Below are 11,574 nucleotides of genomic sequence, written 5' to 3'. Positions count from 1 at the left end.
ATTATGAACGTTATGCGTACCACCGTCGCAACAGTTGTCGCCGCGACCTTATCGATGAGCGCTTTCTCTGCCTTCGCAGCAGCAAGCCTGACTGGCGCAGGCGCAACTTTCCCTGCGCCGGTGTATGCCAAATGGGCTGATACCTATCAGAAAGAAACCGGCAATAAAGTGAACTACCAGGGTATTGGTTCCTCTGGTGGCGTTAAGCAGATTATTGCCAACACCGTTGATTTCGGTGCTTCTGATGCTCCGCTGGCTGATGACAAACTGACTCAGGAAGGTCTGTTCCAGTTCCCCACCGTGATTGGCGGCGTGGTACTGGCGGTTAACCTGCCTGGCGTGAAATCTGGCGAGCTGGTGCTGGATGGCAAAACCCTCGGTGATATCTACCTGGGTAAAATTAAAAAATGGGATGACGAAGCGATCGCTAAGCTCAACCCGGGCCTGAAGCTGCCGTCGCAGAACATCGCCGTGGTCCGCCGCGCCGATGGTTCTGGTACCTCCTTCGTTTTCACCAGCTACCTGTCCAAAGTGAATGAAGAGTGGAAATCGAAAATTGGCGCCGGCTCTACCGTAAACTGGCCAACCGGTCTGGGCGGTAAAGGCAACGATGGTATCGCCGCCTTTGTTCAGCGTCTGCCGGGCTCGATTGGTTACGTCGAATACGCTTACGCTAAGCAAAACAACCTGGCCTACACCAAACTGGTCTCTGCCGACGGCAAGCCGGTTAGCCCGACTGAAGACAACTTCGCTAACGCCGCAAAAGGCGTTGACTGGAGCAAGTCTTTCGCTCAGGACCTGACCAACCAGAAAGGCGAGAATGCATGGCCGATCACCTCAACCACCTTCATCCTGGTGCATAAGGCGACGAACAAGCCGGAACAGACCGCTGAAGTGCTGAAGTTCTTCGACTGGGCGTATAAAAACGGCGGGAAAGAAGCGAATGCGCTGGATTACGCGACGCTGCCGGAAAGCGTGGTAGAGCAGGTTCGCGCGGCATGGAAAACCAACGTCAAAGACAGCAGCGGTAAAGCGCTGTACTAACAGTAGATTTTTGACGAAGATGGCGGGGGCGTTCAGGCGCTGCCCGCCCTACGGTTCAGACTGTAGGCCCGGGAGCCAACGCCACCGGGCATTTATTCGAACAAGTTTTAATACGTAAAGAGTAATCTATGGCTGCAACCAAGCCTGCATTTACCCCTCCGGGGAAAAAGGGTGACATGATTTTCAGTGCGCTGGTAAAACTGGCTGCGCTGATTGTGCTATTGATGCTGGGCGGCATCATCGTTTCCCTGATCATCTCTTCCTGGCCGAGCATTCAAAAGTTTGGCTTTGCCTTTTTGTGGACCAAAGAGTGGGATGCGCCTAACGAGATCTTCGGCGCGCTGGTCCCGATTTACGGAACCCTGGTCACCTCTTTTATCGCGCTGCTGATCGCCGTTCCGGTGAGCTTCGGCATCGCGCTGTTTCTGACAGAATTGTCCCCCGCCTGGCTCAAGCGTCCGCTGGGCATTGCGATTGAGCTGCTGGCGGCAATCCCGAGCATCGTGTACGGCATGTGGGGCCTGTTTATTTTCGCCCCGCTGTTTGCGACTTACTTCCAGGAGCCGGTCGGCAACGTCCTGTCGACCATCCCGTTCGTCGGCGCGCTGTTTGCCGGCCCGGCTTTTGGTATCGGTATTCTCGCCGCTGGCGTCATTCTGGCCATCATGATCATCCCTTACATCGCTGCGGTCATGCGCGATGTTTTCGAACAGACCCCGGTGATGATGAAAGAGTCGGCCTATGGCATCGGCTGCACCACCTGGGAGGTGATCTGGCGCATTGTCTTACCGTTCACCAAGAATGGGGTGATCGGCGGGGTGATGCTCGGTCTGGGCCGCGCGCTGGGTGAAACCATGGCGGTCACCTTTATCATCGGCAACACCTACCAGCTCGACAGCATCTCGTTGTATATGCCGGGGAACAGTATTACCTCCGCGCTGGCTAATGAGTTCGCCGAAGCGGAAACCGGCCTGCACGTGGCGGCGCTGATGGAGCTGGGCCTGATCCTGTTCGTTATCACCTTTATCGTTCTGGCCGCGTCGAAGTTTATGATTATGCGCCTCGCGAAGAATGAGGGGGCACGCTAATGGCGACCATTGAATTGCAAACTACCGCCGAACTGGCGGAATCCCGTCGCAAGATGCAGGCCAAACGCCGCATGAAGAACCGTATCGCTCTGGCGCTGTCGATGGCGACCATGGCGTTTGGTTTGTTCTGGCTTATCTGGATCCTGATGGCGACGATAACCCGCGGTTTCGACGGCATGAGTCTGGCGCTGTTCACCGAAATGACGCCGCCGCCGAATACGGCGGGCGGTGGACTGGCTAACGCCCTCGCCGGCAGCGGCCTGCTGATCCTGTGGGCAACCGTATTTGGTACGCCGCTGGGTATCCTCGCCGGAATTTATCTGGCGGAGTATGGCCGCAAGTCGGTGCTGGCGGAAATCATCCGCTTTATCAACGACATTCTGCTTTCCGCGCCGTCTATCGTGGTGGGTCTGTTCGTCTACACCATTGTGGTGGCGCAGATGCAGCACTTCTCGGGCTGGGCGGGCGTTATCGCGCTGGCGCTGCTGCAGGTGCCTATCGTTATTCGTACCACCGAAAACATGCTGAAGCTGGTGCCGGATAGCCTGCGTGAAGCGGCCTATGCGCTGGGGACGCCGAAGTGGAAGATGATCTCGGCGATCACCCTGAAAGCCTCCGTCTCAGGGATTATGACCGGGATCCTGCTGGCTATCGCCCGTATCGCCGGGGAAACGGCGCCGCTGCTGTTCACCGCGCTGTCCAACCAGTTCTGGAGCACCGACATGATGCAGCCGATTGCTAACCTGCCGGTGACCATTTTCAAATTTGCCATGAGTCCGTTTGCGGAGTGGCAGCAACTGGCATGGGCCGGGGTGTTGATTATCACCCTGTGCGTCTTGCTGCTGAACATCCTGGCGCGCGTTATCTTCGCCAAGAAGAAACACGGTTAATTTTTTGCGGCGCAGCAACTGCTGCGCTGAATGAGGAAGAGATTGAGATGAGTATGGTGAATACAGCTCCGGGTAAGATTTCAGTTCGTAACCTGAACTTCTACTACGGCAAATTCCATGCCCTGAAGAACATCAACCTGGATATCACCAAAAACCAGGTGACGGCGTTTATCGGTCCGTCAGGCTGTGGTAAATCCACCCTGCTGCGCACGTTCAACAAGATGTTTGAACTGTATCCGGAGCAGCGCGCGGAAGGTGAGATCCTGCTGGATGGCGACAACATTCTGACTAACACCCAGGATATCGCCCTGCTGCGCGCTAAGGTTGGCATGGTGTTCCAGAAACCAACGCCGTTCCCGATGTCCATATACGACAATATCGCCTTCGGCGTGCGCCTGTTTGAAAAGCTGTCCCGTGCCGATATGGACGAGCGCGTGCAGTGGGCGCTGACCAAAGCCGCATTATGGAACGAAACCAAAGATAAACTGCACCAGAGCGGGTATTCTCTCTCCGGTGGTCAGCAGCAGCGTCTGTGCATTGCCCGCGGTATCGCGATCCGCCCGGAAGTGCTGCTGCTTGATGAGCCGTGCTCCGCGCTGGACCCGATCTCCACCGGGCGTATCGAAGAGCTGATCACCGAGCTGAAACAGGACTACACCGTCGTTATCGTGACTCACAACATGCAGCAGGCTGCGCGTTGCTCCGACCATACGGCATTTATGTATCTTGGCGAGCTGATTGAGTTCAGCAACACGGATGACCTGTTCACTAAGCCCGCGAAGAAACAAACTGAAGATTATATTACTGGCCGCTACGGTTGATTTGCCCTTGTGCTTTCAGGCTCTCACCAGTTGGGCAATCAGGAGACACCATGGACAACCTAAATCTTAACAAACATATTTCCGGCCAGTTCAACGCTGAACTGGAGTATATCCGCACCCAGGTGATGACCATGGGTGGGCTGGTGGAACAGCAGCTCTCTGATGCCATCACCGCCATGCATAACCAGGACAGCGATCTGGCGAAACGCGTCATCGACGGCGACAAGCAGGTCAACATGATGGAAGTGGCTATCGATGAAGCGTGCGTGCGCATCATCGCCAAGCGCCAGCCGACCGCCAGCGACCTGCGCCTGGTGATGGCGATCATCAAGACTATCGCTGAGCTGGAACGCATTGGCGACGTGGCGGATAAAATCTGCCGCACCGCGCTGGAGAAGTTTTCCCAGCAGCACCAGCCGCTGCTGGTGAGCCTCGAATCGCTGGGCCGCCACACGGTGCAGATGCTGCATGACGTACTGGATGCGTTTGCGCGTATGGATCTCGACGAAGCGGTACGTATCTATCGCGAAGATAAGAAAGTCGACCAGGAGTATGAAGGCATCGTGCGTCAGCTGATGACCTACATGATGGAAGACTCGCGCACTATCCCCAGCGTCCTGACCGCGCTGTTCTGCGCGCGCTCCATCGAGCGTATCGGCGACCGCTGCCAGAATATCTGCGAATATATTTTCTACTTCGTCAAAGGTCAGGATTTCCGTCACGTTGGCGGCGATGAGCTGGATAAACTGCTCGCTGGCAAAGATCCGAAAGAGTAATAATCATTCTGTCTAATTCTGGTAAATGGATTTATCAGAATTAGATATGTTTTACCCCGCGGCTGCGAGATTGCTGAGATTATCGTCACAATTAACAATCTGCCCGTTTGAGTTATTCATTTTATCGCGTAACAATCAGCTGCCACTCACTGAGTTTTAACGCTCAGGATGGTTTAAACGGATTGTGACTGCGACAGCAGGCAAAACCTGATATTGCTCCTGGGGGCGATATCAGGTTTTTTGTTTTATGCGGGCCAATAATGGCTGAATGAGGGTTGCTACCGCGATGCGCGGGCAAAACCTGAAGAGGATTATCTGCCAAGGCAGATGGTCTTCTTCAGGTTTTTTTGTTTCTGTCTAACCGCAAAAATAACAGCCGTCGCGACGTCAAACGGTATGGATACGGCTATTAGCACCGGCACGGAATAGGGTTGTTGTCGTGTTTTATTTACGCCAATGATTATATAAGGGAATATTATGATGAGAAAAAACAGGATCGCTTCGGCGATAGTCTTGCTGGCGCCACTTTGTTATTCAACTAATCTGCTAGCGAGCCAGTTGACGGTGGAACAACGGCTTGAGCTGCTGGAAAAAGCGCTCAAAGACACGCAAAAAGAGCTCAAAAAATACCAGGACCAGGAAAGAAAAAGAGACCAGATTTGGGCCTCATGGTCTCCACCTGCGGAAGGTCAGAAGCGCAAGACCGGGGGGGCGACCGCCGGGCCGAAAACGGCGGTTAAACCGGATGCGGTGCTGGTTAAAAATCAACAACCTGTCACCGATGGCGCGCCAGCCTACAGCGCGATGACGCTGAAAGACTTTAGCAAGTTCGTGAAAGATGAAATTGGCTTTAGCTATAACGGCTACTTCCGTTCCGGCTGGGGGACCGCCTCGCACGGCTCGCCAAAATCATGGGCGATCGGTTCGCTTGGCCGCCTGGGCAATGAATATTCCGGCTGGTTCGATCTGCAGCTGAAGCAGCGGGTGTTTCAGGAAGGCGATAAACGCGTCGACGCCATCGTGATGCTCGACGGGAACGTCGGCCAGCAGTATTCCACTGGCTGGTTTGGTGACAATGCCGGCGGCGAAAACTACATTCAATTCTCGGATATGTATGTTAACACCAAAGGGTTCCTGCCGTTTGCGCCGGAAGCCGATTTCTGGGTCGGCAAACACGGGGCGCCAAAAATTGAAATCCAGATGCTGGACTGGAAAACGCAGAGAACCGATGCGGCGGCCGGCGTAGGGCTGGAAAACTGGCAGGTGGGCGCCGGGAAATTCGATATCGCGTTGATTCGCGAAGATGTCGATGATTATGACAGTTCTTTAAGCAATAAGCAGCAAATTAACACCAACACCCTGGACGTTCGCTACAAAGAGATTCCGCTGTGGGATAAAGCCAGCCTGATGGTTAGCGGACGCTATGTCGCCGCCAACCAAAGTTCATCAGAGAAATATAAAGAGGGCAATGAAGGTTATTATCCGTGGAAAGATACCTGGATGGCTGGTACCTCGTTAACGCAGAAATTTGCTAACGGCGGCTTTAACGAATTCTCTTTCTTACTGGCCAATAACTCTATTGCCAGCAGCTTCTCACGCTATGCCGGATCCAGCCCCTATACCACCTTTAATGGCCGCTATTATGGCGATCATACCAATGGCACCGCCGTGCGCTTAACCTCGCAGGGGGAAACCTATTTACGCGATGACGTTATTATGGCGAATGCCATCGTCTACTCTTTTGGTAACGACGTCTATAGCTACGAAACCGGGGCCCACTCCGATTTTGAATCTATCCGTACGGTTCTGCGACCGGCTTATATCTGGGATAAATATAACCAGACCGGCGTCGAGCTGGGGTACTTCAAACAGCAAAACAAAGATGTTACCGGCAAGAAATATAACGAGTCCGGCTACAAGACCACGCTGTTCCATACCTTCAAAGTCAATACCAGTATGCTGACCTCGCGCCCGGAAATTCGTTTCTATGCCACCTATATTAAAGCGAAGGATATTGACCTGGATAAGGCCGCGAATAATACCACCAGCATTTTTGAAGACGGGAAGAACGATCAGTTTGCCGTGGGGGCGCAGGCGGAAATCTGGTGGTGAGACGATAACTGAACGGACACAACGAAAGAGGAACAACGATGAAACGACATGCAATTTATTTCGCCCTGGCGCTGGCGGGCGCGGCGTTTACCCTCCAGGCGGCGCCATTACCCGCGATGCCGGACCCAAGCCTGCCGGTGAGCCACTTTATCACCCAGGTTAACGCGGATAAGAGTATCACTTACCGCTTGTTTGCCCCTGATGCCCGGCGGGTCTCGATAGTGACTGGCGCCACGCCGGACTCCTTTGTCTCGCACGACATGACCAAAGCAGCGGACGGAGTCTGGACATGGAAAAGCGAGCCGATGAAGCCCAATCTCTATGAATACTATTTCGATGTGGATGGCTTCCGCTCGGTAGATACCGGCAGCCGCTATCAGAAGCCGCAGCGCCAGGTGAACACCAGTTTGATTCTGGTGCCGGGCAGTATTCTTGACGATCGGGAGGTTGCGCATGGCGATCTGCACACCCTCACCTATCACTCGAAGGCTCTGAACGCCGAACGTCGTCTCTATGTCTGGACGCCGCCGGGCTATAGCGGAACCGGCGATCCTCTGCCGGTGCTCTATTTCTATCATGGCTTTGGCGACAGCGGCCTGTCGGCCATCGATCAGGGGCGGATCCCGCAAATCATGGATAACCTGCTGGCGGAGGGCAAGATTAAGCCGATGCTGGTGGTGGTCCCGGATACCGAAACCGATATCCCGGAAGCGGTAGCAGAAAACTTCCCGCCGCAGGAGCGGCGCAAAACCTTCTATCCACTTAATGCTCAGGCGGCGGATAAAGAGCTCATGCAGGATATTATTCCGCTGATCGATGCCCGATTTAACGTGCGTAAAGATGCCGACGGTCGGGCGCTGGCGGGCCTCTCGCAGGGCGGTTATCAGGCGCTGGTTTCCGGAATGAATCATCTGGAGAGCTTTGGCTGGCTCGCCACCTTTAGCGGCGTTACGACTACCACGGTGCCGAATGCCGGCGTGGAAGCGCAGCTGAAGCAGCCTGACGCGATCAATAAGCAGCTGCGTAACTTTACCGTGGTCGTCGGGGAAAAAGATTCTGTGACCGGTAAAGACATTGCTGGTCTGAAAAGCGAGCTGGAAAAACAGCAGATTAAATTTGATTACCACCAGTATCCCGGCCTGAACCATGAAATGGACGTCTGGCGCCCGGCCTACGCCGAGTTTGTGCAAAAACTGTTTAAATAACCTTTAGGGGGCCTTCAGCCCCCGTTTTGTGCTTGTGAAGGACGACAAGATGAAAATGATTGTGACCGAAGATTACGAAGAGATGAGCCTGGTCGCCAGCCATCATGTTCTGGGCTATATCACGGCGCCGCGGCGGGTGAATCTGGCGGTGACGGCGGGGAGCACGCCAAAGCGGATGTATGAGCATTTGACCGCCGCCGTGAAAGGCAAAACATTCTATGATCGGGTGCACTATTACAACTTCGATGAGATCCCTTTTCGCGGCCAGTCGCGAGAAGGCGTCACGATATCTAATTTGCGCCAGCTGTTTTATACCCCGGCGCAGATCAAAGAAGAGAACATTCACAAGCTGACGCTGGACAATGCCGCTCAGCACGATCGCCAGCTGGAAGAGGCTGGCGGTCTGGATCTGATGGTGCTGGGGCTGGGGGCCGACGGCCATTTTTGCGGCAACCTGCCGAATACCACCCGCTTTCATGATCAGACGGTCGAAGTGCCGATTCATGGGGAAATGATTGCTCTTATCGCTAACAGCGAGATGGGCGGGGATATCTCGGCAGTACCAGACAGCTATGTCACCATGGGGCCGAGAAGCGTGATGGCGGCGAAAAATTTATTGTTAATTGTCAGCGGTGCGGCAAAAGCGCACGCGTTAAAGCAAGTGGTGGAAGGTCCGGTCAGCGTGCAGGTGCCGGCTTCAGTGCTCAAATTGCACCCTTCACTGGTGATTATTGCCGATAAAGCGGCGGCGGCGGAGTTGCAGCAATAAAAAGCCGCTAGTTCTATTCCCCGCTTACGCAGACGCATAGCGGGGGTTCATCGATGCCAACGTGCCGCTCACCAGGCCCTTAACGCGTGATATCCCAGCCGCGCGCCTGCCACAATGCCGGCAGCTCTGCCAGATCGGTAAAGGTCGTCACTTTGGGATGATCGATCGGCTGGTTGTGCGGATCGGCGCAGAAATAAAACACTTCCATGCCGGCGGCAATCCCCGACTGAGCGCCGGCGCTGGAGTCATCCACCAGAATACAGTTTTCGGCTTTTACCTGCATGGCCTCTGCCGCATAAAACATCAGCGCCGGGTCGGGCTTCCAGCGCTGAATATCGTAGCCGCTGTACAAGCGGTCAGTGAAATGGCGCAGCAGGCCGGTGCGTCCGAGCGAGTGCTGCATCTTACTGACCGGGCCATTGGAAACCACGCACATCGGGACGCTTACCGCATCCAGCAGCGCCTGGGCTCCGGGAATCACCTCCAGCTCGCTATCGAACAGGCGAGCGACCTCCGCCCGGTAAATCGGCTCCAGGGTGGCCTTTTGCAGATTAACGCCATACTCAGCGTTGATGGTGTCGATAATTTCGTACAGCTTCACACCTTTGAAGCGCTTAAAAATCTCGGCGAGGTCCAGCGTAATGCCGAATTCCTGAAACATGTGAACGTAGGCGCGGGAGCAAATCACCTCGCTGTCGACCAGCGTGCCGTCACAGTCAAAAAATACTGCTTCTGGTTGAGTCATAGCCTTTCCATATTAACAAGTTTAACGTTTTCGTAATGCTCAATGCCGCGACGCAATCGTTGCCGTATAAGCAAAATAAATGAAAAAAATTACCATACAACCGCGCCTGGTGCCGTAATTTGGTATAGGATAGCCTCGAATTTTCCCTCCTTACGTTCGGAAACCGATAATGAGTCAACAACAAACCAGCCAGTCTTCTGGCCAGGGTCTGCTGGAGCGCGTATTTAAGCTGCGCGAGCACGGCACCACGGTGCGCACCGAAGCCATCGCCGGTTTCACCACGTTCCTGACGATGGTGTATATCGTTTTTGTTAACCCACAAATTCTTGGTGTAGCGGGCATGGATACCAGCGCCGTGTTTGTGACCACCTGTCTGATTGCCGCTTTCGGCAGTATCCTGATGGGTCTGTTCGCGAACCTGCCGGTCGCCCTGGCGCCGGCGATGGGCCTGAACGCCTTTTTCGCCTTTGTGGTGGTGCAGGCGATGGGGCTGCCGTGGCAGGTGGGCATGGGCGCCATCTTCTGGGGCGCCGTGGGTCTGCTGCTGCTGACCATCTTCCGCGTACGTTACTGGATGATCGCCAATATTCCGCTTAGCCTGCGTGTAGGTATCACCAGCGGTATCGGCCTGTTTATCGGCATGATGGGCCTGAAAAACGCCGGGGTGATTGTCGCCAATCCGGAAACGCTGGTCAGCATTGGTCATTTGACTTCCCACAGCGTACTGCTGGGCGTGCTGGGCTTCTTTATCATCGCGATTCTGGCGTCGCGCAACATTCACGCCGCGGTACTGGTCTCTATCGTTGTGACCACCCTGCTGGGCTGGATGCTGGGCGACGTGCATTACACCGGGATCGTCTCGGCGCCGCCGAGCGTGGCTTCGGTGATTGGTCAGGTCGATCTGGCGGGTTCCCTGAACCTGGGCCTGGCCGGCGTGATCTTCTCCTTTATGCTGGTCAACCTGTTTGACTCCTCCGGGACGCTGATTGGCGTGACGGATAAAGCGGGTCTCGCGGATGCCAACGGTAAATTCCCGCGCATGAAGCAAGCGCTGTTTGTCGATAGCGTCTCGTCGGTGGCGGGCTCCTTCATCGGTACCTCGTCGGTGACGGCCTATATCGAATCTTCTTCCGGCGTTTCCGTGGGCGGGCGTACCGGCCTGACCGCCGTTGTCGTTGGTATCCTGTTCCTGCTGGTTATTTTCCTCTCTCCGCTGGCGGGGATGGTTCCTGGCTATGCCGCCGCGGGCGCGCTGATATACGTTGGCGTGCTGATGACCTCCAGCCTCGCGCGCGTGAAGTGGAGCGACCTGACCGAGGCGGTGCCTGCGTTCATCACCGCAGTGATGATGCCGTTTAGCTTCTCGATCACCGAAGGTATCGCCCTGGGCTTTATCTCTTACTGCGTGATGAAGATCGGTACCGGCCGGCTGCGCGAGCTCAGCCCGTGTGTGATTATCGTTTCGCTGCTGTTCGTGCTGAAAATTGTCTTTATCGATGCACATTAATCCGCACGCATGATGAAAAAGCCCGGCATCGCTGCCGGGCTTTTTTTATGCTTTAACCCGCCGAATATAGTCGCCGAAAGCGGTCAGTTGGCCGCGCAGATGGTCGAGGGTGCTTTGATCGACCACTTCACCCGCCTGCGGATCCACTTTGTTCTGGATGACACCGCCCATAAATTCCGGTTTATTCATTACCATCGCATCAAGGAAGACCAGAATCTGCCGCAGATGATACTGGCAGCGCGCACCGCCGATGGCGCCCATTGAGCTGGTCTGAATCAGTACCGGTTTGCCGGACAGCGGCTGCTCGGGCAGGCGTGACAGCCAGTCGATGGCGTTTTTCAGGCCGCCAGGCACGGAATAGTTATATTCTGGAGTGACTATCACTACCCCATCCGCCTCGCGGATCTGTTGCGCAATCTCCTGCACGCGCTGCGGAAAACCTTCTTCCTCCTGCATATCAGCATCGTACAGCGGGATATCACCGATCGACGGCAGCGCGGAGATATCCATGCCCGCTGGCGCGATGCCGGGCAGGGTGCGCGCGACCATTCCATTAAACGACCCTTTACGCAGGCTGCCGAGTAACGTAACCACTTTCAAGGTATCTGACATGATTG

General features: G+C 55.1%; 11 protein-coding genes. 9 read left to right on the top strand and 2 right to left on the bottom strand.

What is annotated here, in order from left to right:
* The first annotated feature begins 3 nt into the window (after positions 1-3).
* The 8 genes from pstS to BHE81_RS22755 all read left to right on the top strand — a co-directional run bounded on the left by pstS (position 4) and on the right by BHE81_RS22755 (position 8,705).
* Positions 4-1,044: a phosphate ABC transporter substrate-binding protein PstS gene (gene pstS / locus BHE81_RS22795; RefSeq protein WP_004150308.1), complete on the top strand. Its 1,041-nt coding sequence runs from the start codon at positions 4-6 to the stop codon at positions 1,042-1,044.
* A gap of 128 nt (positions 1,045-1,172) precedes the next feature.
* Positions 1,173-2,132, top strand: a complete 960-nt coding sequence (gene pstC / locus BHE81_RS22790) for a phosphate ABC transporter permease PstC (protein WP_004145004.1) — start codon at positions 1,173-1,175, stop codon at positions 2,130-2,132.
* Positions 2,132-3,022 carry a phosphate ABC transporter permease PstA gene (gene pstA, locus BHE81_RS22785; protein ID WP_004151547.1) on the top strand — a complete coding sequence of 297 codons (891 nt, stop codon included), beginning with the start codon at positions 2,132-2,134 and terminating at the stop codon, positions 3,020-3,022. Before pstC ends, pstA begins: the two co-directional genes overlap by 1 nt.
* A 47-nt stretch (positions 3,023-3,069) precedes the next feature.
* Entirely contained in the window at positions 3,070-3,843 is a 774-nt protein-coding gene (gene pstB, locus BHE81_RS22780) for a phosphate ABC transporter ATP-binding protein PstB (protein WP_004145006.1), read from the top strand.
* A gap of 50 nt (positions 3,844-3,893) precedes the next feature.
* Positions 3,894-4,619, top strand: a complete 726-nt coding sequence (gene phoU, locus BHE81_RS22775; protein WP_004145007.1) for a phosphate signaling complex protein PhoU — start codon at positions 3,894-3,896, stop codon at positions 4,617-4,619.
* A gap of 477 nt (positions 4,620-5,096) precedes the next feature.
* The gene (locus BHE81_RS22765) at positions 5,097-6,731 is read left to right on the top strand and encodes a carbohydrate porin (protein WP_023317391.1); all 1,635 of its coding nucleotides are present in this window, start codon (positions 5,097-5,099) and stop codon (positions 6,729-6,731) included.
* A gap of 38 nt (positions 6,732-6,769) precedes the next feature.
* Positions 6,770-7,936 carry an alpha/beta hydrolase-fold protein gene (locus BHE81_RS22760; protein ID WP_110246648.1) on the top strand — a complete coding sequence of 389 codons (1,167 nt, stop codon included), beginning with the start codon at positions 6,770-6,772 and terminating at the stop codon, positions 7,934-7,936.
* A 49-nt stretch (positions 7,937-7,985) separates the two neighbouring features.
* Positions 7,986-8,705, top strand: coding sequence for a glucosamine-6-phosphate deaminase (locus tag BHE81_RS22755; RefSeq protein WP_023301409.1), 720 nt, complete (start codon positions 7,986-7,988; stop codon positions 8,703-8,705).
* 79 nt (positions 8,706-8,784) lie between these two features.
* Here the strand turns inward: BHE81_RS22755 and yieH are convergent, their stop codons facing one another.
* Complete coding sequence (gene yieH, locus BHE81_RS22750; RefSeq protein WP_023301410.1) at positions 8,785-9,450, bottom strand: 6-phosphogluconate phosphatase; 666 nt, start codon at positions 9,448-9,450, stop codon at positions 8,785-8,787.
* Positions 9,451-9,619: 169 nt separating this feature from the next.
* On the opposite strand from yieH, the gene BHE81_RS22740 reads away from it, so the two are divergent.
* Complete coding sequence (locus BHE81_RS22740; protein ID WP_004145100.1) at positions 9,620-10,957, top strand: NCS2 family permease; 1,338 nt, start codon at positions 9,620-9,622, stop codon at positions 10,955-10,957.
* Positions 10,958-11,002: 45 nt separating this feature from the next.
* Here BHE81_RS22740 and BHE81_RS22735 read toward each other — a convergent pair whose 3' ends face one another.
* Positions 11,003-11,569: an NADPH-dependent FMN reductase gene (locus tag BHE81_RS22735; protein WP_004151543.1), complete on the bottom strand. Its 567-nt coding sequence runs from the start codon at positions 11,567-11,569 to the stop codon at positions 11,003-11,005.
* Positions 11,570-11,574: the final 5 nt, after the last annotated feature.

It is taken from the genome of Klebsiella sp. AqSCr (assembly GCF_008452795.1).
GTDB classification, from domain to species: domain Bacteria; phylum Pseudomonadota; class Gammaproteobacteria; order Enterobacterales; family Enterobacteriaceae; genus Klebsiella; species Klebsiella pneumoniae.
The sequence above is the reverse complement of the archived record's forward strand: the minus strand, read 5'-3'. Positions and strand labels throughout refer to the sequence as shown.

Bases quoted from the DNA above. Each gene is read 5' to 3' on its own strand.
- BHE81_RS22765 (WP_023317391.1), top strand. From the start codon at position 5,097: ATGATGAGAAAAAACAGGATCGCTTCGGCGATAGTCTTGCTGGCGCCA.
- phoU (WP_004145007.1), top strand. From the start codon at position 3,894: ATGGACAACCTAAATCTTAACAAACATATTTCCGGCCAGTTCAACGCT.
- pstB (WP_004145006.1), top strand. From the start codon at position 3,070: ATGAGTATGGTGAATACAGCTCCGGGTAAGATTTCAGTTCGTAACCTG.
- yieH (WP_023301410.1), bottom strand. From the start codon at position 9,450: ATGACTCAACCAGAAGCAGTATTTTTTGACTGTGACGGCACGCTGGTC.
- pstC (WP_004145004.1), top strand. From the start codon at position 1,173: ATGGCTGCAACCAAGCCTGCATTTACCCCTCCGGGGAAAAAGGGTGAC.
- BHE81_RS22735 (WP_004151543.1), bottom strand. From the start codon at position 11,569: ATGTCAGATACCTTGAAAGTGGTTACGTTACTCGGCAGCCTGCGTAAA.
- BHE81_RS22755 (WP_023301409.1), top strand. From the start codon at position 7,986: ATGAAAATGATTGTGACCGAAGATTACGAAGAGATGAGCCTGGTCGCC.
- BHE81_RS22740 (WP_004145100.1), top strand. From the start codon at position 9,620: ATGAGTCAACAACAAACCAGCCAGTCTTCTGGCCAGGGTCTGCTGGAG.
- pstA (WP_004151547.1), top strand. From the start codon at position 2,132: ATGGCGACCATTGAATTGCAAACTACCGCCGAACTGGCGGAATCCCGT.
- pstS (WP_004150308.1), top strand. From the start codon at position 4: ATGAACGTTATGCGTACCACCGTCGCAACAGTTGTCGCCGCGACCTTA.
- BHE81_RS22760 (WP_110246648.1), top strand. From the start codon at position 6,770: ATGAAACGACATGCAATTTATTTCGCCCTGGCGCTGGCGGGCGCGGCG.